Origin of the sequence: Acinetobacter soli (genome assembly GCF_000760595.1) — a bacterium.
Lineage (GTDB): Bacteria > Pseudomonadota > Gammaproteobacteria > Pseudomonadales > Moraxellaceae > Acinetobacter > Acinetobacter soli.
Window position 1 is genome coordinate 110,507 of sequence record NZ_BBNM01000001.1, and the last position, 24,241, is coordinate 134,747.

Sequence of the window (24,241 nt, forward strand, 5' to 3'; positions counted from 1 at the left end):
AAATGAAGTATCAGTTTAAATTTAATCCGTTAGCAGCTGCTATTTTTACACTTTTGTGTGGTAGCACCATACAATCAAGCTATGCTGAAGCCAACGATACAGCTTCGACTGTGGACAATAAAAGACTCAAGGACAGTATTCAAAAAGCCTATCCGGGACAAGAGTTTTTTGAGCAGTATTATGTCGAGAAATCATCTCCGGAAGCTCAGGTGCGTGATACCAAATCATTGAGTTCCGCTTTTTGTAGCGGTACATGGATTACTCCGATCAGTCCGACCACACAAGCTGTTGACCCTAAAGAGGCCACATCTACAGTCACAGCAGACTATGCACATTACAATCCGAATGGCGATTCAGAACTTGAAGGCAATGTTCTGATTGATCAGCAAGGCCGATCTGTGCGTGCCGATAAAGTCACGATCGATAAAAGCCAAACCTATGCCAACGCGCAAGGGAATGTGCAGCTTGCACAAGCTGGATTGCTGGCCAAAAGCGATCAGGTTAATTACAACCTGAAAACCCAGCAAGGTGATTTAAAAAATAGCTATTATATTTCTGAGCAGCAACATGCGCATGGCCGTGCAGACCTGATTCAGCGTACCTCACCGGATGTACTGGTGCTGCACAATGCCACCTATACCACTTGCCCACCCGAGCAAAAGCCAACTTGGAAAATTCAAGCCAAAGAAATTGAACTAAATCAGGAAACCGGGCGTGGTGTAACCAAAGGTACCAAGTTATATGTAAAAGATGTCCCTGTTTTGGCAGTACCGTATTTTAATTTCCCGATCGATGACCGCCGAACCACCGGGATTCTTAACCCAAACTTGGGTTTCTCAAACGATGGTGGGCTTGAACTCACCGTACCGGTTTATTTGAATCTTGCGCCAAATTACGATGCAACGGTTACTCCACGATATATTTCAGATCGTGGAATGATGCTAGAAAGTGAGTTTAGGTATTTAACCGAAAATTTTGGTCAAGGTCGTATTTGGGGTGGCTACTTACCAAGTGATGATCGATACAATAATCAAGATCGTAAAGATTTTAACCTTTTGCACAAATGGCAAATTAACGATTATTTAACGGCAGATGCAGAATATCACTACGCCTCTGATAAAGATTACATCACCGACTTAGATACCAATCCAGATTCTAAAACCGATTTGAATCTACGCCGTGCGGCCACTCTAAAGTATAAAAATCAAATCCCTGGTCTGACTGCGCAATTAAAAGTTGAAAATTTTCAAACTCTTGACAAAACAGTCGATGATGTTGATAAACCTTATGCACGCTTGCCGCAGTTCTTGCTCAACTATGTGACGGGCAATCCGCTTGGTTTGCAATACGAATATAACAACGACACTGCGTACTTTAAAAAGAACATTGATAATGCTGCTAATTATAGTACTCAACCAAGTGGAACACGTTTTTATAATCAGTTAGCAACAAGGTATAATTACCGTACTCCTTGGGCCTTTGTAATTCCAGAAGCTTCAATTCGTAGTATCAACACCTTCTACGATCAAAATACAGTCGAAAATCTAGGATTAAACTCAGACAACAAAAGTAAATCAGTCGTTGTGCCACAATTTACTTTAGATACTGGTCTAATTTTTCAACGTGATGGTAAGTACCTTCAAACCATTACACCACGTGCATTTTATGCCTATTCACCTTATAAAAATCAAACAGATTATCCAAACTTTGATACCACATCCGCTTCAATCAACTACGATCAGCTCTTTAGCCCGTATCGTTTTTATGGTCATGACCGTTTAGAAGACAACAACTTCCTTTCTTTGGGCGTTAGCTATAGCTTGTTTGATACCGAAGGCCTTGAACGAATTCGTGCAGGTGTTGGCCAAAGTTTTTATTTCTCTGATCGCCGTGTGACACTAACAAACAGCACTGACACTGAAGATACGTCTAAAACATCAGGGCCGATTGTCAGTATCTCGAGCCAGCTGACAAACAAGTTTACAGTAAGTGCCAACTCGGCATGGATGTCTAATGGCAATAATTCTCAGCACGATTTCCAAGCCTATTTCACAGGTGACAACGGAAATCTTTATAACGTTGGTTACTTTAACCGCAAGGAAATTGTAGATCGTCAAGTGGCGTACGATGCGGCTGTTGCATCATTTGTACAACCAATCAAGAACAACTGGCGTATTATGGGCCATGTTCAATATGACTTCAGAAACAACGTCGCACGTGAATACCTGCTTGGCGTAAATTATGAATCATGTTGTTATGCGGTTTCTGTTTACGGCCGTTCTTACTACAACGATCTAGACGATCCGAAAGATCCGAACGTCAACGTTAAGCGCGCGGTGATGGCAGAAATCACATTTAAAGGATTAGGCGGCTTAAACAACAAGTTAGCTTCTTTATTGGAAAATCGCGTTTTAGGCTTTAAAGAAATTAATCAATCTTGGACACAACGTTAATGAAGACAAAGTATTTGAAACAGTTATTTAAAACAACCGCGCTGGCTCTGGTTGTTTCTTCATCAATGCAAAGTTTTGCAGCGCCAACAGACGAAGTCGTTGCAATTGTGGACAATAGCGTCATTCTTAAAAGCGATTTAGATCAAGGTGTCACTGAAGCAACACACCAGCTTGAAGCACAAAAAAAAGGGCTTCCACCACAAAACTTCTTGCAACGTCAGGTGCTTGATCAGTTGATTTTACGTGAAGCCCAACTTGAAATGGTGAAACGTTATAACATCAAGATTGATGAAAACACACTCAATGATGCTGTACTCAAAGTAGCTGGTCAGTCAGGTATTAAATCACTCCCTGCCTTTCAACAGAAACTCGATGGTATAGCACCGGGAACTTATGCAGCACTGCGTGCTCGTATCAGTCAAGATTTGGCAATCAATCGCTTACGTCAGCAGCAAGTCATGTCACGTATCAAAATTAGTGATCAAGACGTTGAAAACTTTTTGAAGTCACCTCAAGGTCAGGCAATGCTTGGTAGTCAGGTTCATGTTATTCATGCGCGTATCTCTGCCCAACAAGGAGTAGATCCGCAGCAGCTTGCCAAAGTTGCGCAAGATGTAAAACAAGCCTTGAATGAAAGTAATGACATTGCGGCGATTGGTAAAAAATTCTCAACCAAAGACGTTAAGGTCGAAGGTGCAGACATGGGATACCGTGATCTTGCCGACCTGCCTTCCGAATTAGCTGCGCGTGTTAGTCCACTTCAGCAAGGTCAAACTACCGAGCTGATTAATGTTCGTGATGGCATTCATGTTTTGAAATTGATCGAACGAAAAAGTAGCGATCAAAAAGCCATGGTGACCCAATACCAGACGCGCCATATTTTAATTCAGCCGTCTGAAGTCATCAGTCCGGATATGGCCAAACAAACTATTGATAGCATTTATAATCGTTTAAAGTCGGGTGAAGACTTTACCACACTCGCCGCAACCTACTCTTCTGATACAGGCTCAGCACGTGATGGCGGAAGTTTGGGCTGGGTAACGCCGGGCAGTATGGTGCCACAGTTCGAAGAGAAAATGAAAAATACACCAGTCGGACAAATTAGTCAGCCATTCCAGACTCAATATGGATGGCATATTCTTGAAGTCACTGGCGTTCGTGAAAAAGACATGACTCAAGAATATCAAGAACGTATGGCACGTCAGATCTTGGGTGAGCGACAGTTTGATAGTGAACTGGATAGCTGGTTGCGTGAAGTACGTGCCCATGCGTATGTACAAATCAAGGATCCGGAACTTGATACAAAATTGCAGCGAGCAAAAGCTATAGCAGCACAGTAATCATTTAATAGAACCAGCCAAATGCTGGTTCTTTTTTATATTTTAGATAAAAAAAACCTCAGTCATATCGACTGAGGTTTTTTACTGAAACAGATTAACGGTTGTTAGAATCGTCGTCCTGTCCATCTTCGAATTTTGTATCGTTGTCAAAGCCAGAAGCGCCTTGACCGCCGAAGCCACCTTGACCGCCGAAGCCACCTTGACCACCAAAACCACCTTGACCACCGAAGCCGCCTTGACCGCCGAAGCCGCCGCCTTGACCACCGAAGCCACCTTGACCACCGAAGCCACCTTGACCACCGAAGCCACCGCCTTGACCGCCGAAGCCGCTACCTTGACCGCCGAAGCCACCACCCTGACCACCAAAACCACCTTGTGGTGCACCAGCTGGCGCGCCTGCTGGACGTGGGTTACGTGCAGGAACTACAGTTGAAATTGCATGCTTGTAAACCATTTGGCTTACCGTATTTTTTAGCAACACTACGTATTGGTCGAAAGATTCAATGTGACCTTGTAATTTAATACCATTCACAAGAAAGATTGACACAGGAATACGTTCTTTACGGAGAGAATTTAAGAACGGATCTTGTAATGTTTGACCTTTAGACATTTTATAACTCCAAAAAAATTAAAATCAGCGCAAAAAACCATCTTTATTTTTCAATTAAAATTTATAAAAAAGATAGTATGTAAATTTTGCTTTATCCATAAGAGTTTCGCAAGTCTTGTTGAGCCTGCTTTATAGTTAAATAAGTTTTAAAATAGTGCTTTTCTTGCAACGAACGTAACCAAGTGTATTGACGTTTCGCAAGTTGTCGTGTCGCGAATAATGCCTTATCTTCCATTTCCCTCCTATTTATGTGACTTTTATCACTTTTTAACAGAAAATCGAGTGCTTGACGATACCCGACAGACCGCATTGAAGGTAAATTTTCATCCAAATCGTATTTTTTAATTAAAGCTTCCACCTCATTTAAAAAACCGATATCCCACATTTTGAGCAATCTTTGCTCAATTCGCTGGTGTAATTCTACCCGATCTGGCAGCAAAGCATAGTTATGAAATGTGTAACGATATGGTAAATTTTTCGGTTGCTCCATTTGTAATTGCGTAATCGGTATACCAGTCAATCGATAGACTTCTAGTGCGCGAATAATACGCTGGCGATCAGATACATTAAACTTTTCACCTGCGGTCGGATCCACTTTGCGCAATTGTTCATGCACAGCTTCCCACCCTTCAAGCGCAGCCTGCTGTTCAATTTCTGCCCGAATATCAGCATTTGCACTTGGAAGATTGCTTGACAGTCCTTCAAGTAAGGCCTTGAAGTACAGCATGGTTCCACCAACTAAAATAGGCGTTTTGCCTTGCTGGTGGCACTGGTCGATCAAGCGCGTGGCATCATCGACAAATTGCGCAGCAGAATACACTTCTAGTGGCGTAATAATATCAATTAAATGATGCGGATATTGTGCCTGCTCTTCTTTGGTGGGCTTTGCTGTACCGATATCCATATCTTGATAAATCAATGCAGAATCTACAGAAATCAGTTCAAATTGACCCTGCTCATACAGTTCACATGCCAAGGCTGTTTTACCGCTTGCGGTCGGCCCCATCAAATTGATTACGGGCAAAGAAGTTGACATGAAAAACTATTCTCCTCGAGCAAAAAGCTTGTCAAGTTGATGAAGTGGAAATGCGCGCCATGTTGGACGGCCATGATTACACTGACTGGCGAATTCTGTCTGCTCCATTTGACGTAACAAAGCATTCATTTCAGACAGACTCAGCATGCGATGTGCACGAACTGCACCGTGACATGCCATGCCAGCCAAAATGGCATCACGCTTATGCATAAGCGCCTGTGCCTGATCATTTGGATCCAGATCATGCAAAAGCTCAGGAATCAGTTTCTCAAAATTAGCTTTATGCAAAATGGCCGGAACTCCGCGCACAATCGCTTGATCATCACCATATTGATCAATATCCAGACCCAATCGCGCCAGCTGATCTTTTAGATCTTCAATCCGTGCCGCTTGCATACGTGTAATTGAAACCACTTTAGGAATGAGCAATTGCTGTGAAATCCAAAACTCGGGCTTATCCCACGCAGATTTCATCTGTTGTAATAAAATACGCTCATGTGCAGCATGCATATCAACAATAATCAAGCCTTCGGTATTTTGCGCCAGAATATAAATACCGTGCAATTGTGCTATGGCAATTCCCAGCGGAAACTCATCTACTTCGGACTCTGCTTGACGTTCTGCCGTATTTTCTACCGCTTCTGTTTGCTCACGCAATGGAGCTAGATAACTTTTAAGGGCATTGTTGAGCCGCTCTGGATCACTCACAGGTTGTGGACGTCGCGAATAATCGACAGAATTGGGCCGACTGGCATTAAATTCGGTTAACAGTTCTGTTGATACGGCTGTAGTTGCCGCATGTGTGTGATCGGCCTCATGCGGTGCTTGAGTTGATGCTGTTTCAGCGCGGTGCAAACTAAATTGTTCTTGATAGTTCGGCTGCGGCATGCGCTCAATAGACAATTGTTCAGGTTTCATGGCCTGAGACAACTCGGCCGCTGCGGTCTGAAATTGTGAGAGTGTTTCTTTGGCATAATGCCGTACAAACTCATGCACTTCACGCTGGTTTAAAAAGCGAATCTCATGCTTGGTGGGATGTACATTGACATCAATTTGTTCTGGATCAACCTCTAAAAACAGTAAATAAGCCGAATACTGATGACCATGCAAAATTCCATCGTAAGCCATGCGCAGTGCATGTGAAATGGTTTTATCTTTGACTATACGGCCATTCACATAGACATATTGCAAATCGGCTTGTGGGCGCGCGTCGGAGGGATGACCCAACCAGCCCGACAATCGCATGGAAATACTTTGCGTATCGAGCCAATAGGCATTTTGAGTAAACTGATGCCCAAGCAGTTGCTGAACACGCTGAAAACGCAGTTGCCCGCTGTCTGCTACAGGTAAATTCAAACGAACCTGATTGTTGTGCTCTAACATAAATCGAATATCAAAATGCGTCAGTGCCAGACGTCTGACAATTTCTTCGATATGTCCAAATTCGGTACTTGGTTTTTTTAAAAATTTACGCCGCGCAGGAACATTAAAAAATAAGTCCTGTACACGAATGTGTGTGCCCTTTCTGAGCGCAACAGGTTGAATCGCTTGATGATCAAAGGCTGTACCATTGACTTCAACCTGATACCCGACGCCATCGTCAGATTGACTACTCATTAGCGTTAAGCGAGATACGGCGGCAATCGATGCCAAGGCTTCGCCTCGAAATCCCAAACTTACGATGGCATGCAAATCGTCGGAAGTCTTGATCTTACTTGTGGCATGACGCATTACCGCCAACGGTAAATCGTCACTATGAATCCCCTGACCGTTGTCGATGATTTCAATGAGCGTAGCGCCACCTTGCTCGACGCGAATGATCAATTCGGTTGCGCCTGCATCAATTGCATTTTCAAGCAATTCCTTCACAACCGATGCAGGCCGCTCAATTACTTCACCTGCCGCAATCTGGTTGGCCAGCGCAGGATCGAGAGTATGAATACGTCGCAGATCGCGGGATTCTTGCAGCATGTTAAATGAGGTCCTTTAATTGTGCGTATTGCTGAGCATCATTCAATTCAATCGTCACATATCGTTCAAGATCATCTTCAGATTTTTCAATTTGAATGATGATATCTGGCTCTGGAATCTCGTTTTCTCCCTTCGATGGCCATTCAAATAAAAACAAAGCATGCGGAACATCCAGATAATCCCGAATTCCCATTAATTCAAGCTCATAGGGATCGTTAAGGCGATACAAGTCGAAATGAAATATCTCTTTTTGCTGGATACGATACGGCTCGACCAAGGTATAGGTTGGACTTTTTACTGCCCCCTGATGACCCAGTGCTTGCAGAAAATGACGAGTAAACGTGGTTTTGCCTGCGCCTAAATCGCCAATTAAATACACCACACCTTCTTGGATCACACCAGAGAGTGCTGTTGCCAGTTTTTGTGTGTCGAGTTCATCCGCCAGGGTTAAACGAAGGGAATACTGCATTACGCTCATACATGATTCAATCGGACTGTGTATAATACCATCCTGAATGTTTAAAAGCCTATGATCAAGTAAAAAGCTGCTTGCTTTTCAAACAGCCTGACTCTCTAGCGATATCTCCAAAATGGCCAACATGACCGCACACGAATTTATCCCTCCTACTCGTCAAGGCGTAAGTGCCAGCAAAGTATTTTTACCCACCATGCATGGCAAACCACCTGAAACAACTTTTGCTTACCTGTGTGCGCATTTTCCTCATATATTAGCCTCAGAATGGCAACAGCGCTTCGATGATGGACTAATTATCGATGCTCAAGGCCAAACGCTGAGTGTAGCTAGCCCCTATTTATCCAACCAGCATATTTTTTATTATCGTTTTTTATCGCATGAAGTTGCAGTGCCATTTCAGCATGAGATTTTATTTGAAAATGAACATCTACTGGTGGTCGATAAACCACATTTTTTAACCATGACACCCACCGGCAAGTATGTACAAGAAACACTGCTGGTTCGCTTAAAACAAAGTGGCCAAACTCCCGATCTAACTCCAATCCATCGTCTTGATCGTGAAACGGCGGGTGTGGTGATGTTTTGTAAAAAACCTGAATCCCGCGGTGTGTATCAATCTTTATTCGCAGCGCGCGATGTGCAAAAAACCTATCATGCCATCGCCCCTTATTATCACACGCTTCAGTTTCCTCGCACAGTTCGACTCAACATGAGCAAAGGTGAGCCGTTTTACACCATGAAAGTCAATCCAGACGCCGAGCCGAACAGTGAAACCTGGATTGAATGCCTAGAGTATTCAAATCATTGGGCAAAATATCGTTTAAGCCCCAAAACCGGAAAACAGCATCAACTTCGTGTGCATTTGGCTCACTTGGGGCTTGCTATCCAGAACGATCCGCTTTATCCATTTTTGGCACACAAAGCCGACGATGACTTTTCCAACCCCTTACAGCTTTTGGCAAAAGAATTAGAGTTTGTCGACCCCATTACACAAACTGAAATGTACTTTTGCTCAAGACAGTCACTTTCTTTGTCATTTGATCGTAATGACAACCACGCTATTTTTTAGTTTTAAGATTGAAATTACAAATTCTTGCTTTAGAATAAGCCATTAAAAATTAAAAAATCGTTTGGTTTTTATTCATGCGAAAAACAGAAGTTTATCAGGTTCGACTTGATTCACACGAAAAGAAGCAGGCCTTTGCTGTTTTCAAACAATTGGGGATTACACCGGCACAAGCCGTGCGTCTTTTTTTCAAGCAGGTGGTTTTAACCAAATCCATCCCCTTTGCAATTGAAAATCAAAACATCGATATGGAACAGCTCCTCAAATTGCGTAAAATCAAGTCGCAATCTGCCGCTGTTACGCCACGTGAAAATGATCAAGCCGATAGCGATCTACTCATGGATGATCATATGGATGATCATGAAGCACTTTTTGATGAGCTGAATGCCTTACTCGGTGAGAGTGATCAAACGCCATAATGTTGCAGTTTTAAACAAGTTTTAACGTTCTTCGTATTTGATTTTGGTTATGCTTCTTCTCTATGACACATAATAATAAAGCTGGAGAATCGCATGATCGTTCGACGAGCCACTGTAGAAGATTTAAATCAACTCGCGGTATTGTTTGATGAATACCGTCAGTTTTATGGCGCATCATCCAACTTAACGCAATCCTATGATTTTTTAAAACAACGCTTTGAAAACAAACAGAGTGTCATTTTTATTCATGTCAAAAATGATGTTTTTACTGGTTTTATTCTACTTTATTTGGGCTTTTCATCTGTCGCCTGCTCGACCTATTATATTTTAGATGATGTGTATGTTACGCCACTTTATCGCCGTCAAGGCTCTGCAAAGCAACTCATCGATACTGCCATTTTGTTTGCACGCCATGAAAATGCGCTCAGAATCTCGTTGGAAACCCAAAAAAACAATATCGAATCAATGCGTTTATATCAAAAAATGGGTTTTGTGCTGGATCAGGAATTTCAAACCTATCACTGTTTTCTTAGGTAGACTGCCTGGCTAAATGAATCTGTGCATCAGACAAATAGATCCAATCCCCTTGTGCTAATTCAGGTAAAACCAACTGCCCGATTTGCTGACGGTGCAGCGATTCAACCTTATTTCCAACCGCAGCGATCATGCGTTTGACCTGATGATATACCCCTTGATGAATCGTCAAGCTTAAATGATATTCATCAAGCTGTTGAACCGCGGTCGCAGCGAAAAGCCCTGTTTCATTACGTAGTTCCACCCCTTGCTCAAGCTGACTCAGCTGAACTTCAGTAATCGGATCTGCCGTGTGTACATGATATACCTTAGGGACATGTTTTTTAGGATGAGTTAAGGCATGCAGAAATTGCCCGTCATCGGTCAACAGCAGTAGTCCAGTGGTATCTTGATCGAGCCGTCCAACTGCTGCTATTCCACGATCGATCAGAATATCTGGCAGCAAGCTGAATACACTCTGATGATGCTGAGGTTGATGCGAACATTCAAAACCTTGTGGTTTATTGAGCGCGATATACACCTTTTCACGATAGATATACGATTCACCAAATACACGGAACTGCAAGTGCTCAGTCTGAACGCGCAACTTTAAATCGGTAACGGTATCCTCGCCTATAGACACATGCCCATTTTTAATTAGCTGCTGGCAATGTTTACGTGAACCGAAGCCTTGTGATTGCAACATTTTTTCTAGAAGCATTGCCGAAATTTACCTGATATATTTTCGGCATAGTCTAACGGATTAGCTAAAAAAGTGAATGCCTTGAATGAGGTTATCACTCAAAATGCAGACGTTAAGGTTTGTTTTAAGTACACCAGCTTTTTTAAATCAAGCGTTTATTTTTATCTTATGATCAAAGCGCGCTACACTATAGCTCCCGCTTAGATAAAAAGATGTTGATGATGTTGTCTCAGCTTGATGTCAATTTAATTGTATTACTGGTATTGCTAGCCTGTGGAATTTTTAGCCAAAATACAGCTGTGACCATTGCTGTAGGCGTTTTAATTTTATTTAAACTCACCCCGCTTAATACTTTCTTCCCCTATTTACAGCAACATGGATTAAACATTGGCATTATTATTTTGACCATTGGTGTACTGACTCCAATTGCAAGCGGTCAGCTCAGTGGCGAAAGTATTTTAAAGTCCTTTTTTAGCTATAAATCTTTGCTCGCCATCGGCGTTGGCTTACTGGTGGCATGGCTAGGCGGTCGAGGCGTCAAGCTCATGAGTAGCCAGCCCGATATTATTGCAGGGTTATTAATTGGTACCATTGCAGGTGTAGCGCTGCTAAGAGGCGTTCCGGTGGGGCCACTGATTGCGGCAGGATTACTCTCATTAGTGTTGTGGAATTAATAAGGCTTGACAGTAAAACTTGCTGCAAATACATCTATATATGACATATTGAATCATCATGGCCTTATACAAAAATCCATGATGATTCAATAAATTCTATCTAGCACTTGAATATTTAGGCAGCATAATAATTGGTGCGTTTTTGCGAAAATTTAGCTAACTGCTTTAAAAACCCTTCAAAATAACTTTTTTCTTTTTCCTCAGTTCTAAAGCCTGCATACAAGGTACGGCGCAACCCTTGCTCTGCCACACACTCCAGACGTCGACTCGTCACCCAGCCCTTTTGCTCGTACTCATTCACCACCCAGTCTGGTAATGCCGAAATACCCCGACCACTTGCAACCAACTGAATCAGCATTTGAGTCAGATCGGTGGTACGGATTTCTTTAGGTTGAATATTTGCAGGCAGAAACAGATGCGCCATGATGTCAAGTCGATGCTTATCGACCGGATAGGTAATCAGTGTTTCCTCTGCTAAATCCTGCACAGTGACTTTTTCAGCACGCACCAGATGATGTGTATTTGACAAGACCAAACGTGACTCATATTCAAAAATAGGAAAATACTCAACCCCTTTGAGAGCAATCGGATCTGCGGTAATGAGCAAATCAAATTCGGCATTTTGCAATAGCTCATGTGGATTGGCTTCAAAGCCCGAGGCAAAATCCAGATCAACATCAGGATATTGCTGGCGATACTGATTCAGTAATGGCATCAACCAATCAAAACAACTATGACACTCAGAAGAAAAAATAATCCGACCGGTTTGTCCATGCACAATACGGGTGATATCACTTTGTGCAATCTGAATTTGCGGCAGAATATCATCTGCAAGTTTCAGCAAACGCTGTCCAACATTTGAAAAGGTGACTGGACGACTGCGCCGATTAACCACCTCGACCCCATACCAATGATCGAGTTCTTTTAATTGATGAGAAATAGCAGATGGTGTCAAACATAAATCATTTGCAGCAGCAACCAATGACCCATGCTCACGTAGTGCTAACAAAGTTTTAAGATGTCGAATTTCGAGCATGAAAATAACCTATATATGACCAACCGTAAGGGAAAACATCTTGTGAACGTTAGCTCCCGACTCAGCATCTCATCTAAATGAAACCGCTTGGATGACAAACAGCCCATGATGATTCTTTAATTCTAAACAGCTAATTTTAAATGTATTTTGATTTATACATCCAGCATTATTTAATGCAATAAAATCGAACAACGCTAAGGCAATAAAAAAACCGAATTATGAATAATACTCATCTTATCATGGATGGCTTGAACCGACCTCAATTCAGCAAGCGTATTTGCACGCACAATAAAGTCAATCAAACACTTCATGCTTAAATTTAAGTTGATATTCGCACTAGCCTCTTGCCCGAGTTCGCTTCGCTTTTATGTTCTTTTTCCATTATAATTTTCACTGTTTTTTCTCCCATTTTGTCTTTTTATTATGTCTTTAAAACCGAACACTTCTGTTCGATCAGCCCGACAATTTTCATTATTCTGGGTCATTCTCGCTTTAGCCAGTGGGGGTTTTTGTATTGGAACCACTGAATTTGTCGCGATGGGTCTGATACAGGAAATTGCGTCTGATCTACAGATTACTGTGCCACAAGCGGGTCATTTTATTAGTGCTTACGCACTTGGTGTGGTAATTGGTGCACCAGTCATTGCAATTTTGGGTGCACGTGTACCACGTAAAACTTTACTGCTTGGCCTGATGCTATTTTACGGCATTGCAAATGCACTGACTGCACTGGCAAAAACACCGGATATGATTTTAGTCTCGCGATTTATCGCAGGCTTTCCGCACGGCGCATACTTTGGTGTGGGCGCTTTAGTGGCGGCAGAGCTGGCAGGGCCAAATCGTCGTGCATCTGCAGTGGCGCAAATGATGATGGGCTTAACCGTTGCAACCGTACTTGGCGTACCGCTGGCAACTTGGGTAGGCCAGCAGTTTGGCTGGCGCTCAGGATTTGAATTTTCAGCGCTCATTGCCCTTGTTACCTTAGTGTCTGTTGCAGTTTTTGTACCTCAAATACAAGTCCGTAGCACGGCCAGTATACGAAGTGAGCTATCCGGTTTAAAAAATATCAACATGTGGCTGACCCTTGCAGTTGGTGCAATTGGCTTTGGCGGCATGTTTTCGGTATATAGCTATGTATCGCCAATTTTGACTGAATATACTAAAGTTAGTATTCAGATTGTGCCGATTGCCTTGGCAATCTGGGGCATTGGTATGGTGATTGGCGGCTTGGTGGCAGGTTGGCTGGCCGATAAAAATCTCAATAGAACCATTATTGGCGTTCTCATCAGTGCGTCACTGGCTTTTATTGCTGCCAGCTTCATGATGCACAACGTATACACCGCCATTGCTGGCTTGTTTATGATTGGTATTACGGTGATGGGTTTGGGTGGTGGATTACAAATGCGCCTGATGGATGTAGCCGGAGATGCACAAGGCTTGGCAGCATCGCTGAATCACTCTGCCTTCAATATAGCCAATGCACTAGGTGCCTATTTGGGTGGTTGGGTATTGAGCCATAATATGGGCTGGATTGCACCTATCTGGGTGGGATTTGTACTCAGCCTAGGTGGGCTGATTATTTTATTGATTGCCTTTGCAGTTGAGAAAAAAACCCGAGCAGTACACTGATCGGGTTTAATCATAGCTGATACAACTTCAATTACGCGTAAGTCGCCAGTCGCTCTGACAGTAATTGAAAGAAGGCATCTCGGTCAATGCTACGTAAAAACTCGGCATTGGCCTTACGCCCAGTCACATTCCACCAATCGGCAACCGTTGCACCCACAGTCAGCGGGCTATCTGTTTCAATTTCAACGTTAATCCAACGGCCTGTAAATAACGCTGGATTAATCATGTAGCCAATCACACATGGATCATGTAATGGCGCACCTTCCGAGCCATATTTTTCCATATCGTAACGCTCAAAGAAGTCAGTCCATGCTGCAACAGCCGGTCCAACCTTATTGTTCATTTTACGCAGACCATCCACCCACTCTTTTGAGGTTAATGCCTGATGAGTCACATCTAATGGAATGACGGTGAGTGGAATGCCCGCTGCAAACACAACTTTTGCTGCATCAGGATCGACAAACATATTAAATTCAGCTGATGGTGTAATATTTCCGCCTTCAAAGAAACCACCACCCATGAGGACAATTCGCTCAATACGCGTGGCGATATCAGGGGCTTTGAGCAGTGCCTGAGCCGTGTTGGTCATTGGGCCTAACGAGCAAATCGTAATCGATTTTTCTGGTGCACGGCGAAAGGTTTCAATCAGAAAGTCGACTGAATGCTCAGGACGAAGCGGCATTTTCGGTTCAGGTAATTCAATTCCATCTAAACCCGTTTTGCCATGCACATTTTCTGCAGTAATTAATGGACGTTTGAGCGGACGATCACATCCTGCAAATACAGGAATGTCTGGACGACCAGCCAATTCACACACTTTTCTGGCATTTACGCTGGTCAAACTTAAAGGTACATTTCCAGCAACTGTCGTAATTGCCAAAACATCAAGTTCCGGGCTGGCCAGCGCCAGTAAGATCGCAACTGCATCGTCTTGCCCTGGATCTGTATCAATAATAATTTGACGAGGTGTATTAGTCATTCCACTACCTTTTTTTTAAAAACAGCCTGAACTCGTGCTCAAGCCTAAACGCAATATATAAATCGATCTAAACGTTATAGCAAAATTTTGCCATCTTGGATTACTTTGAGTTCGCGCATTCGCTCTGCATGATATTCACCGGCGGTATAGCGTGACGAGAGCACCACATCACCGCGTGGTTGTAAAAAGAATGGCATCGAAATTCGTTCTTGCTGTGCATCTTGATCTTTGAATTTCACCACACGATGGGTGGTCGACGGGTAAAAGAACTGGGACGCTTCTTGAAGCATATCGCCAATATTAATAACCAGTGAATTCGGCTCGACAGGCACATCGTACCACTCACCTGCTGCATTTTTTACCTGAAGCCCCGGTGCTGTCGCAGCGGGCAAAATGGTAATGAGATTAATATCTTCATGCGCAGCAGCACGAACATAATCTTGATCTGTCGCTACAGGTGTATAACGTAATACGCGCAATAAACCCTCCGCACCCTCAATCATACTTGGCAACGGCTCACTATAGGCAGCGCGAATATGCTCGGGTGTAAATTCTTGAATCCATTGTAAAAGATGTTTAGCCAAGCCGAATGCTTGTTGATAATAATTTAAACTCAGCGCTGATAATTCGGAAGGAAATACACCAGAAGGGAAAATATGAAAAAATTCTTTTAAATCTTTGACCGTTTCACCTTTGGCTGTTTCGGATAAGTCGGTTGGAAAAAATCCGCCTTTTTGTTCGGGGCGAACACGGTAATTGTTTTTATACTCAGATTTAAAAAATGTCAGCCACTCGGTGTAGATCGACTGGATTAATGACCAGTCCAGCGGATGATTGATAATCACAGCAAAACCAGTTTCACGTAACGACTGTGCGAATGCAGCCCCTGCTTCGGGATGCGTATAATCAATGGTTGCAATGTGCATAAGAACTCCATGTTATTGTGTTTATGGAAGCAAAAAATAAGCCGTATTTATAGAATGAAATACGGCTATTTTTGTCAGTATTTGGTCAAAACTGAATGCATTAAAACTATCTGCGACAACGCAATTAGAGCGCAAAGCCTAGACAAATACCGGCAATTGTTGCGCTCATCAAGTTTGACAAAGTCGCGGCCAACAACGCACGGATGGCAAGCTTAGATAATACGGGCGTCAGTTTTGGTTCTACCATACCAAAAGCACCGAGTACTACACCAATCGAGCTGAAGTTGGCAAAACCACACAACCCAAAAGAAATAATGGCTGCGGTATGTGCCGAAATGGTCTGATCTGCCAGATGCGGCGCTAAGTTTAGGTAAGCAACAAACTCATTAATGACCAGCTTTTGCCCAAGCAAAGAACCTGCTAACTGCGCTTCATTCCAGTCTACACCCATCACATAAGCTAAAGGAGAAAGGACATAACCAAAAATGGCATCTAGACTCAAGCCTGAATAGCCAAACCATCCACCCACGAAACCGAAGATACCGTTCACTAGACTGAGCAGGCCAACAAAAACCATAATCACGGTTCCGACACCTGCTGCAATTTTAAGCCCCATCATGGCGCCATTCGCAGCGGCCTCAATGATATTGGATGGACGTTGTTCACCAAATTCAAGATCCGATACTTCAACAGTTGAAGGCTCAGTGGCTGGACTCAATAAACGTGCAAACAGAATACCGCCAGGAATCGCCATCAGCGAAGCCGCCAATAAGTATTCCATGGGTACGCCTAATCCGGCATAGCCAACCAATACCGAACCAGAAACAGCAGCCATACCACTACACATGACGGTAAACAGTTCATTTTTATTCATACGTAACAAAAATGGACGCAACGCGGCTGGTAATTCGTTTTGACCAATAAAGATGGTCGTCACCGCAGCAAAGGACTCAACCTTACTGATACCCAGCGCTTTTTGAAACAAACCACCCAGTACTTTAATAAATACCGTCATGATTTTTAAATAATACAAAATCGAAATCAGGGCAGTAACAAAAATAATGGTTGGCAGTACTTTCAGTGCAAAAATAAAACCTGCGCCATTAAATACTGTGTTCATCTGATCGCCGACCAAGGCACCGAACAAGAAAGCGCTACCTGAATCTGCATAACCAATCACATGGTTTACGCCATTGGCAAGCTGTTCAAAAATGTATTTTCCTAATGGAACATACAAAATGATAATTCCAAGCAGGAACTGCAAGCCCAAAGCCGGTAAAATCGTTCTCACTTTAATCATGCTTCGGTTATTGGAAAAAATATATCCAATCAACAAAAGAATAAAAATACCGATCAATCCACGATATTCAAACATTTTCATCTCCGTAACCTGAGCACACCCCATTCCAGCAACTCATGTCAACATCGTTGTACCTGCTGTATAAACAAACCAAGATGTCGTTACTGATCGCCCTGTACTCGAATTACCTTATCGCGCCATTCAGTGATGCTTCATAATCACTGATTTGTAAAATGAGGAATTGGAGACAATACAAAGATCATGCCATCTCAAAAAACAGCATGAATCTGAAAATTATCTTACCAATCATGATTTTGCCAGCTTTATACAAGGGGCAAATAATGCAAAAAGCCTAAAAATAAGCATTTGTTTTTAAACAAATATTTAATTGGGCTATTTATCGGGCGGTAAATTTAACAAAATTTTGCAGAGATTTCGAATGTTTTTTTTAGACTGCCCGATCAATTTTGATCAAATTAAAAAGCAGTATCGCATTTTTTTATTTTTTTCTTTTTATAATCGTGACTTAATTATATCAAACTCATAATAAAAATTTATAGCATTACAAAATTCTGCTTATGAATACCAGTGATGGTCTAAGACGTTGCCTTTTTTGAACTAACGGTAAAAAACAGTGCGTATTGAATCGTTTTTATACATTTAATTTTATGAATTTAGCGGAGTACAGCACTAAGATTCAAAAAAAACAAGCACGAAATGTGCTTGTTTCATGGAGAATTCATTTGTTATGCCGCCTTTGGATAGGTAATCACTTTACCCTGTGCCAGATGCGCAATTGCGTTACTGTTAAAATCGATAGTTAAAATATGGTTGTCATGGCTGATATGGTAAGATTTCACCAATGGTTCATTTCCATTATTGGTTTCAATCACGTATTCGTCCACGATATTGAGAATACCTTCTAAGTTGGTACTGCTCGAAGCGAAATCATGATCAAAGAGATCATAAATCGTATTTAGGTTGAAGGTTTCTTGCACATGATTTGGATGATGCTTGATGTAGTTTTCTAGGAACAAAACAAGTTTGTGTGCAAAGAAATAGTAGTTCGGCTTATGAGTATAATGCAGATTCATCTCTGACTCCTTCAACAGTCTAGAATATCATTGTTTGTATGCCACTCATTCGTTTTAGGATTTCTATCTTAAATTAGTCTTAAAACACCTCCTTATGCATATCATTCTCACAATACGATAACATTATTAATTTTTGTTACTTTGCTTAAAAAAGCTGAATAACTAATCAGCAATATGGGCCACTTTTTTTAAGCGCTTGTTTGTTAAATTATACATCGCTTAAAATTAAAGGCATAATACGCCGCTTTTTAAATTTAGAGTTTCTAATGAGTTCAACCCGTCCTTTGCTTACTGTAATTGGCAGCATCAATGTTGACCATATCCTTTCTCTTGAACACTTCCCTCATCCGGGACAAACCCTGAATGGTCAGGAGTATCAGGTCGCGTTTGGTGGCAAAGGTGCAAATCAGGCAGTAGCAGCAGGCCGAAGTGGCGCCAATACCAGTTTTATTGCCTGTGTAGGTGGCGATGCCGTGGGCGAACAAATTCGTCACCAGCTCATCAAAGACCACATTGATACTCAGGCAGTACGTGCCGTTGAAGGTTTCACCACAGGTGTCGCACTGATTTTTGTTAATCAGCATGCAGAGAATTTTATTGGTATTCATGCCGGTGCCAATGCTGCGCTAGATATTGCGTATATCGATCAGCATGCAGAGCTAATTCAACGCTCAAGCGCAATTCTTTTACAGCTTGAAACACCGTTAGCGACTATCTTGCACGCTGCAAAGCTTGCCAAAGCTGCTGGCGTAAAAGTGATTTTAAATCCGGCGCCAGCTTGTGAGTTGCCAGAAGAATTACTACGTTTGGTCGATATTATTACGCCCAACGAAACTGAAGCTTTGAGCCTTACTAATGTGATTGTGCATGATGATCACGACGCTGCCGAAGCGGCAAATGTGTTGCATCAAAAAGGCATTAAAACTGTAGTCATTACTATGGGCTCTCGTGGTGTTTGGCTGAGTGAATACGGTCAGGGCAAACTGATTGAAGGGTTTAAAGTAAATGCAATCGATACCATTGCCGCAGGCGATACCTTTAACGGTGCATTTGTGACGGCACTTCTTGAAGGAAAAACCGCACAAGACGCTGCACGCTTTGCCAATGCAGCCGCCGCTATTGCCGTTACCCGATCTGGTGCCCAGCCGTCTGTGCCATGGCGTCAAGAAATTGATGACTTTTTGGCATCTCGATAAATGTATTTTGCATAAAAAAACGCAGATATTTCTGCGTTTTTTTATGCTTATTTTACTATTTCAGCGCGTGAAGCAAGCCTATTGAAAAGCACCCTTCTTTTCAATAGACTCGCTGCACATCAAAATCACTACCCATATGACTTTGATTGAATAAAAACATCTTAACTTGAACGCTCTCAAAAATTTTTCCGAATATTCAATTTTTTTTAGTTTTAACAGCATAAAATTTATGTATATTGAAAATATACAGCATAATTTTCTTTGGTTTAAATTTTGAACAGCACAGAATACACATTAGACCGTACAGATCGGAAAATTTTATCTGCCCTTCGTGGTAATGGCCGACTCACGATTGCACAACTCTCCGAAGAGGTCGGTTTATCATCCTCACCCTGCTGGACACGACTAAAGCGGCTTGAATCACTTAAAATTATCGATGGTTATACTGCTAACATTAATCCCAAAGCCATTGGAATTAATGAATTATTTTTTATTGAAATTACACTCGAACGGCATGACGATGAAATGCTCGAAAACTTTAGCGAAGCACTTGCAGAAATTCCAGAAGTGATTGAGGCGCATTTGGTTACCGGAGAATATGATTATCTTGTAAAAGTTGCGGTGAAGGATTCAGAACACTATGAGCGGTTTTTAAGAAAGAAACTTTATTCCATTAAAGGAATTCGGCATACACGTTCGACTTTTGCACTACGCCCATTAAAATTGGCGCATACCGCAGATTTTATGCTGATTGAATAATGTTGAAGATAGTTGCTGCAACTGACAGCTAAATATGATTTAATACGCGCAGTTTGAGATGAGCCTCATACAGTATACGACTTGATTCGTATACGACTAGCCCCGCTAATATGCGGGGCTTTTTATTATTTTATAGGTAACAATTCAAGCAACTTAACACGAGCTGCTTTAGCTAAACTCTTTCCACGAATGGTAGATGGGTGTTGTATTTTATAGCATATAATTTTCTTCTTGTAGATAAATTGATAAAGCTGATTTTTACTGATGCCCTGATCAGCATAATGCTTTCCCTCTGAGTAAAAACATGGATTAAATAATTCTCTTCGATAAACTGTATTTTGACTACCATTTGCAAAAATAATAATATGAGGTTCAAAATAATTTATCTGCGCATTTAAAAGCTCGAAAGAGAGATCTTTAATGAAAGAAAAGTATTTAGAGTTTATTGGACTTTTTTCTTTCCAAGAAAAGCAAAATAAGTTGCAATAAACTAGCCCATCACTCCCCGAATGATCTGCAATAGATCTAGTAAAGTCATGGAAAGTGATTTTTTTACTTCTAGGCTCACTCAACATTTTTTTAAAAAAATTTTTATTCTTTTTTATTGATTCTGATAAATATTCATTCAGGGAATAATCTTGCTGTAAGTTAATATTCCATGCTCTAGTCTCTGCACCTATTATCATAATTTTATTTTTAGCATTCCAATAGTTATCTGGTTCACTAGCTAGAAATAAACCCGATAAACCTTCTGTCACTTTACTATTTTCATGATTTGTATTGAAGAAAGATTCATCTATTTTTCTTAATATATCCAGATATTCTTGTCTTAAACAATCGAAATTTTTCATTTTTTCTAAAATAATAAGGGCTGATTTATCAGCCCTTATTATTAACTCATTTAAACTCAATCATCAATCGATTAAGTTAACTGAGCCGCAGCAATTTTCTTGGTATCTACTTGATCAGCAGCATTGGTATATTCGCCCATTTGGTCGAAATTCAAATACTTGTAGATATCGGCAGACATACTGTCGATTTGTGCTGCATATTGTTGGTACTCTTCTGGCGTTGGTAATTTACCAAGTACAGCAGCAACAGATGCAAGCTCGGCAGATGCCAAGTATACGTTAGAGCCTTGACCCAAACGGTTCGGGAAGTTACGTGTAGAAGTCGATACAACTGTAGTATTTGGTGCAACACGTGCTTGGTTACCCATACATAGTGAGCAACCTGGCATTTCAGTACGCGCACCAGCACGACCATAAGTATTGTAAAAACCTTCTTCCATTAACTGATGTTCGTCCATACGTGTTGGTGGTGCCAACCATAAACGAGTTGTTAATGAACCACTTGGTACTTTCTCAAGCAACTGACCCGCTGCACGGAAGTGACCAATGTTGGTCATACAAGAACCGATGAACACTTCATCAATTTTGTCGCCTTGAACGTCAGAAAGAAGTTTCGCATCGTCTGGGTCGTTCGGGCAGCAAAGAATCGGCTCTTTGATGTCTGCAAGATCAATTTCATACACTTTGGTGTATTCAGCATCCGCATCCGCTTTAAGAAGTGATGGATTAGCCAACCATTTTTCCATGTTTTCAACACGGCGCGCCATTGTACGTGCATCGCCATAGCCTTGTGAAATCATCCATTTCAACATGGTAATGTTTGAACGCAAGTACTCAGCTACTTTCTCTTCAGAAAGAGTGATTGCACAACCCGCTGCCGAACGTTCAGCAGACGCATCAGACAATTCAAATGCTTGCTCAACGGTCAAGTCTGTTTCCATTTCCGACAAGTCGATTTCTAAGATACGACCAGAGAAAATGTTTTTCTTACCTTTCTTCTCGACAGTCAAATCGCCTTCTTTAATTGCGTAGTAAGGAATTGCATGTACAAGGTCACGTAGCGTGATACCAGGCTGCATTTTACCTTTAAACTTCACAAGTACAGATTCAGGCATATCAAGTGGCATAACCCCAGTCGCTGCCGCGAACGCAACAAGGCCAGAACCCGCTGGGAACGAAATACCAATTGGGAAACGTGTATGTGAGTCACCACCAGTACCGACTGTATCTGGAAGCAACATACGGTTCAACCAAGAGTGGATAATACCGTCACCTGGACGAAGCGACACACCACCACGGTTCATGATGAAGTCTGGCAATGTGTGTTGCATTTGTACGTCGACTGGCTTTGGATAAGCAGCAGTGTGACAGAACGATTGCATAACCAAGTCAGCAGAGAAGCCCAAGCAAGCCAAATCTTTTAACTCGTCACGTGTCATTGGACCAGTGGTATCTTGAGAACCAACAGTCGTCATCTTAGGTTCACAGTAAGTACCCGGAATAACGCCTTGACCTTCTGGAAGACCACAAGCGCGACCCACCATTTTCTGAGCCAAAGTAAAACCTTTGCCTGTTGCAGCAGGTTGTACTGGCGTACGGAATAATGTAGATGGCTCAAGACCTAAAGCTTCACGCGCTTTCGCAGTTAAACCACGACCTACGATCAAGTTAATACGACCACCCGCACGTACTTCGTCTAGAAGTACTGGCGTTTTAAGTTCAGATTCAGCAATTTGCTCGCCGTTTTTGAACGCAGTGACTTTCGCCGCTGCATGATCAATCTTAAGAACGATTTCGTCGCCCATGTTCATGTTGGCAACATCAATCTCTACAGGTAACGCACCAGCATCTTCCATGGTGTTGAAGAAAATCGGCGCGATTTTAGAACCTAAGCAGTAACCACCGTCTTTCTTGTTTGGAATGTGCGCGATTTCGTCACCGAAGAACCAAAGCACAGAGTTTGTTGCAGATTTACGAGATGAACCTGTACCCACAACATCACCAACATAAGCAACTTGATTGCCTTTCGCAATAAGTTCTTTAATTTGGCTTAGTGGACCAATTTCACCTTGTTTTTCAGGGTTGATGCCATCACGCTCGTTTTTCAACATTGCATTTGCGTGTAATGGGATATCCGGACGGCTCCAAGCATCTTGCGCTGGAGACAAGTCGTCAGTGTTGGTTTCACCCGTCACTTTAAATACGGTTAATTTGATTTCTTCTGGTACGTCTTTGCGGCTGGTAAACCACTCAGCATCTGCCCAAGATTGCAAAACTGCTTTCGCGTTAGTGTTACCCGCTTTTGCTTTGTCTGCCACATCATGGAATGCATCAAATACAAGAAGTGTTTTTTTCAGTGCATCTGCTGCTAAAGCACCGAGTTGGGCATCATCCAGTAGCTCAACCAATGGTGCAACGTTGTAACCACCAAGCATGGTGCCAAGTAAATACACTGCACGTTCTTTCGAAACGAGTGGAGAGGTCGCTTCACCTTTTGCCAAGGCTGCCAAGAAAGCAGCTTTAACATATGCCGCTTGGTCGACACCTGCTGGAACGCGATTTTCAAGCAAGTCGACGAGGAACGCTTCTTCACCTGCTGGCGGGTTTTTAAGTAATTCGACTAAGTCAGCAGTTTGAGCATCATCAAGTGGCTTCGGTGGTACACCGAGTGCGGCACGCTCTTCAACGTGTTGGCGGTAAGCTTCTAGCACAGTGTTATTCCTCTTTTTAAAAATTTACTTGTGAATTCCTGCTTATTAAAGCTTCACAAGTAATATGGACAGCAAAATTTTACTAAAAATCAAGTGAAAAGTTAATGCAAGGACCGTATTTCTCCGTGATTCTCGTTATTTTATAGCGAAATAGTAGTACACCCTAAACAGCGCTTAAAACCATTCAAAATACTTTTTGTTCTTGCAATTGCTTCCTGATTTTTTGCTCCCTTTTGCATTCATCAAAATGCAGATGCATCATGCATGATTTAATCATGAAATGCGATATCCACCTTGCAGATCCTTTAAAAGAAATCATCTATTTATCTACACGAGTGTGCCAATAAAAAGAGTGAATTTTTAGCAAACACAATGTCAAATATGAGGAAAGCCGTGTTAGACATGATGCAATAATCAAAATTGTTTTAAACTGTAGAATTGTCAGGCCCAGTGATCTGAATTAATCAGAATTCCAATCGATCATGTGGTTGCTTTATTTT

21 protein-coding genes are annotated in these 24,241 nt (G+C 42.0%); 9 read left to right on the forward strand and 12 right to left on the reverse strand.

The window, feature by feature from the left end:
- Positions 1-2 precede the first annotated feature (2 nt).
- Complete coding sequence (locus Aso01_RS00590) at positions 3-2,453, forward strand: LPS-assembly protein LptD (RefSeq protein WP_039909982.1); 2,451 nt, start codon at positions 3-5, stop codon at positions 2,451-2,453.
- Positions 2,453-3,793: a peptidylprolyl isomerase gene (locus tag Aso01_RS00595; protein WP_004938760.1), complete on the forward strand. Its 1,341-nt coding sequence runs from the start codon at positions 2,453-2,455 to the stop codon at positions 3,791-3,793. The genes Aso01_RS00590 and Aso01_RS00595 overlap by 1 nt, the downstream gene beginning before the upstream one ends.
- A gap of 94 nt (positions 3,794-3,887) precedes the next feature.
- On the opposite strand, the gene hfq is transcribed toward Aso01_RS00595, so the two are convergent.
- The 4 genes from hfq to tsaE form a co-directional block, all read right to left on the reverse strand.
- Positions 3,888-4,403, reverse strand: coding sequence for an RNA chaperone Hfq (gene hfq / locus Aso01_RS00600; protein WP_004938763.1), 516 nt, complete (start codon positions 4,401-4,403; stop codon positions 3,888-3,890).
- Between the two features lie 91 nt (positions 4,404-4,494).
- A complete protein-coding gene (gene miaA, locus Aso01_RS00605) occupies positions 4,495-5,439 on the reverse strand; it encodes a tRNA (adenosine(37)-N6)-dimethylallyltransferase MiaA (RefSeq protein WP_004938765.1) in 945 nt (314 codons plus the stop codon).
- Between the two features lie 6 nt (positions 5,440-5,445).
- Positions 5,446-7,410 carry a DNA mismatch repair endonuclease MutL gene (mutL, locus tag Aso01_RS00610; protein ID WP_004938767.1) on the reverse strand — a complete coding sequence of 655 codons (1,965 nt, stop codon included), beginning with the start codon at positions 7,408-7,410 and terminating at the stop codon, positions 5,446-5,448.
- Position 7,411: 1 nt separating this feature from the next.
- Positions 7,412-7,879 carry a tRNA (adenosine(37)-N6)-threonylcarbamoyltransferase complex ATPase subunit type 1 TsaE gene (tsaE, locus tag Aso01_RS00615; protein ID WP_004938768.1) on the reverse strand — a complete coding sequence of 156 codons (468 nt, stop codon included), beginning with the start codon at positions 7,877-7,879 and terminating at the stop codon, positions 7,412-7,414.
- Positions 7,880-8,000: 121 nt separating this feature from the next.
- Here tsaE and Aso01_RS00620 point away from each other — a divergent pair, with 121 nt between their 5' ends.
- The 3 genes from Aso01_RS00620 (at position 8,001) to Aso01_RS00630 (ending at position 9,907) form a co-directional block, all read left to right on the forward strand.
- Positions 8,001-8,954, forward strand: a complete 954-nt coding sequence (locus Aso01_RS00620; RefSeq protein WP_004938771.1) for a pseudouridine synthase — start codon at positions 8,001-8,003, stop codon at positions 8,952-8,954.
- A 74-nt stretch (positions 8,955-9,028) separates the two neighbouring features.
- On the forward strand, positions 9,029-9,370 hold the full coding sequence (locus Aso01_RS00625; protein ID WP_004938774.1) for a type II toxin-antitoxin system RelB/DinJ family antitoxin: 342 nt from the start codon (positions 9,029-9,031) through the stop codon (positions 9,368-9,370).
- A 93-nt stretch (positions 9,371-9,463) separates the two neighbouring features.
- A complete protein-coding gene (locus Aso01_RS00630; protein ID WP_004938777.1) occupies positions 9,464-9,907 on the forward strand; it encodes a GNAT family N-acetyltransferase in 444 nt (147 codons plus the stop codon).
- On the opposite strand, the gene Aso01_RS00635 is transcribed toward Aso01_RS00630, so the two are convergent.
- Positions 9,900-10,604 (reverse strand): pseudouridine synthase, encoded by a 705-nt coding sequence (locus Aso01_RS00635; protein WP_004938780.1) that lies wholly within the window; start codon positions 10,602-10,604, stop codon positions 9,900-9,902. The genes Aso01_RS00630 and Aso01_RS00635 overlap by 8 nt on opposite strands.
- Positions 10,605-10,807: 203 nt before the next feature.
- On the opposite strand from Aso01_RS00635, the gene Aso01_RS00640 reads away from it, so the two are divergent.
- Entirely contained in the window at positions 10,808-11,260 is a 453-nt protein-coding gene (locus Aso01_RS00640) for a DUF441 domain-containing protein (RefSeq protein WP_004948191.1), read from the forward strand.
- Between the two features lie 115 nt (positions 11,261-11,375).
- Here the strand turns inward: Aso01_RS00640 and Aso01_RS00645 are convergent, their stop codons facing one another.
- Positions 11,376-12,296 (reverse strand): LysR family transcriptional regulator, encoded by a 921-nt coding sequence (locus tag Aso01_RS00645; protein ID WP_004938788.1) that lies wholly within the window; start codon positions 12,294-12,296, stop codon positions 11,376-11,378.
- Positions 12,297-12,719: 423 nt separating this feature from the next.
- Here Aso01_RS00645 and Aso01_RS00650 point away from each other — a divergent pair, with 423 nt between their 5' ends.
- Complete coding sequence (locus Aso01_RS00650; protein ID WP_004938790.1) at positions 12,720-13,925, forward strand: MFS transporter; 1,206 nt, start codon at positions 12,720-12,722, stop codon at positions 13,923-13,925.
- Between the two features lie 31 nt (positions 13,926-13,956).
- On the opposite strand, the gene Aso01_RS00655 is transcribed toward Aso01_RS00650, so the two are convergent.
- The 4 genes from Aso01_RS00655 to Aso01_RS00670 all read right to left on the reverse strand — a co-directional run bounded on the left by Aso01_RS00655 (position 13,957) and on the right by Aso01_RS00670 (position 18,224).
- A complete protein-coding gene (locus tag Aso01_RS00655; RefSeq protein ID WP_004938794.1) occupies positions 13,957-14,904 on the reverse strand; it encodes a nucleoside hydrolase in 948 nt (315 codons plus the stop codon).
- A gap of 74 nt (positions 14,905-14,978) precedes the next feature.
- A complete protein-coding gene (locus tag Aso01_RS00660; protein ID WP_004938797.1) occupies positions 14,979-15,830 on the reverse strand; it encodes a 2OG-Fe(II) oxygenase family protein in 852 nt (283 codons plus the stop codon).
- A gap of 124 nt (positions 15,831-15,954) precedes the next feature.
- The gene (locus Aso01_RS00665; protein ID WP_004938801.1) at positions 15,955-17,205 is read right to left on the reverse strand and encodes a NupC/NupG family nucleoside CNT transporter; all 1,251 of its coding nucleotides are present in this window, start codon (positions 17,203-17,205) and stop codon (positions 15,955-15,957) included.
- Positions 17,206-17,876: 671 nt separating this feature from the next.
- Positions 17,877-18,224 carry a hypothetical protein gene (locus Aso01_RS00670; protein WP_004938807.1) on the reverse strand — a complete coding sequence of 116 codons (348 nt, stop codon included), beginning with the start codon at positions 18,222-18,224 and terminating at the stop codon, positions 17,877-17,879.
- Positions 18,225-18,490: 266 nt separating this feature from the next.
- On the opposite strand from Aso01_RS00670, the gene rbsK reads away from it, so the two are divergent.
- Both rbsK and Aso01_RS00680 read left to right on the forward strand, forming a co-directional pair.
- Positions 18,491-19,420, forward strand: coding sequence for a ribokinase (gene rbsK / locus Aso01_RS00675; RefSeq protein WP_004938810.1), 930 nt, complete (start codon positions 18,491-18,493; stop codon positions 19,418-19,420).
- Between the two features lie 273 nt (positions 19,421-19,693).
- Positions 19,694-20,179: an Lrp/AsnC family transcriptional regulator gene (locus tag Aso01_RS00680; protein WP_004938816.1), complete on the forward strand. Its 486-nt coding sequence runs from the start codon at positions 19,694-19,696 to the stop codon at positions 20,177-20,179.
- A gap of 125 nt (positions 20,180-20,304) precedes the next feature.
- Here Aso01_RS00680 and Aso01_RS00685 read toward each other — a convergent pair whose 3' ends face one another.
- Complete coding sequence (locus Aso01_RS00685; RefSeq protein ID WP_004938821.1) at positions 20,305-21,030, reverse strand: hypothetical protein; 726 nt, start codon at positions 21,028-21,030, stop codon at positions 20,305-20,307.
- Positions 21,031-21,101: 71 nt separating this feature from the next.
- Positions 21,102-23,741 carry a bifunctional aconitate hydratase 2/2-methylisocitrate dehydratase gene (locus Aso01_RS00690; RefSeq protein ID WP_004938822.1) on the reverse strand — a complete coding sequence of 880 codons (2,640 nt, stop codon included), beginning with the start codon at positions 23,739-23,741 and terminating at the stop codon, positions 21,102-21,104.
- Positions 23,742-24,241: the final 500 nt, after the last annotated feature.

Excerpts from the sequence above, each read along its gene's own strand:
- Aso01_RS00590 (WP_039909982.1), top strand. The coding sequence starts at position 3 with ATGAAGTATCAGTTTAAATTTAATCCGTTAGCAGCTGCTATTTTTACA.
- Aso01_RS00595 (WP_004938760.1), top strand. The coding sequence starts at position 2,453 with ATGAAGACAAAGTATTTGAAACAGTTATTTAAAACAACCGCGCTGGCT.
- hfq (WP_004938763.1), bottom strand. The coding sequence starts at position 4,403 with ATGTCTAAAGGTCAAACATTACAAGATCCGTTCTTAAATTCTCTCCGT.
- miaA (WP_004938765.1), bottom strand. The coding sequence starts at position 5,439 with ATGTCAACTTCTTTGCCCGTAATCAATTTGATGGGGCCGACCGCAAGC.
- mutL (WP_004938767.1), bottom strand. The coding sequence starts at position 7,410 with ATGCTGCAAGAATCCCGCGATCTGCGACGTATTCATACTCTCGATCCT.
- tsaE (WP_004938768.1), bottom strand. The coding sequence starts at position 7,879 with ATGCAGTATTCCCTTCGTTTAACCCTGGCGGATGAACTCGACACACAA.
- Aso01_RS00620 (WP_004938771.1), top strand. The coding sequence starts at position 8,001 with ATGGCCAACATGACCGCACACGAATTTATCCCTCCTACTCGTCAAGGC.
- Aso01_RS00625 (WP_004938774.1), top strand. The coding sequence starts at position 9,029 with ATGCGAAAAACAGAAGTTTATCAGGTTCGACTTGATTCACACGAAAAG.
- Aso01_RS00630 (WP_004938777.1), top strand. The coding sequence starts at position 9,464 with ATGATCGTTCGACGAGCCACTGTAGAAGATTTAAATCAACTCGCGGTA.
- Aso01_RS00635 (WP_004938780.1), bottom strand. The coding sequence starts at position 10,604 with ATGCTTCTAGAAAAAATGTTGCAATCACAAGGCTTCGGTTCACGTAAA.
- Aso01_RS00640 (WP_004948191.1), top strand. The coding sequence starts at position 10,808 with ATGTTGTCTCAGCTTGATGTCAATTTAATTGTATTACTGGTATTGCTA.
- Aso01_RS00645 (WP_004938788.1), bottom strand. The coding sequence starts at position 12,296 with ATGCTCGAAATTCGACATCTTAAAACTTTGTTAGCACTACGTGAGCAT.
- Aso01_RS00650 (WP_004938790.1), top strand. The coding sequence starts at position 12,720 with ATGTCTTTAAAACCGAACACTTCTGTTCGATCAGCCCGACAATTTTCA.
- Aso01_RS00655 (WP_004938794.1), bottom strand. The coding sequence starts at position 14,904 with ATGACTAATACACCTCGTCAAATTATTATTGATACAGATCCAGGGCAA.
- Aso01_RS00660 (WP_004938797.1), bottom strand. The coding sequence starts at position 15,830 with ATGCACATTGCAACCATTGATTATACGCATCCCGAAGCAGGGGCTGCA.
- Aso01_RS00665 (WP_004938801.1), bottom strand. The coding sequence starts at position 17,205 with ATGTTTGAATATCGTGGATTGATCGGTATTTTTATTCTTTTGTTGATT.
- Aso01_RS00670 (WP_004938807.1), bottom strand. The coding sequence starts at position 18,224 with ATGAATCTGCATTATACTCATAAGCCGAACTACTATTTCTTTGCACAC.
- rbsK (WP_004938810.1), top strand. The coding sequence starts at position 18,491 with ATGAGTTCAACCCGTCCTTTGCTTACTGTAATTGGCAGCATCAATGTT.
- Aso01_RS00685 (WP_004938821.1), bottom strand. The coding sequence starts at position 21,030 with ATGAAAAATTTCGATTGTTTAAGACAAGAATATCTGGATATATTAAGA.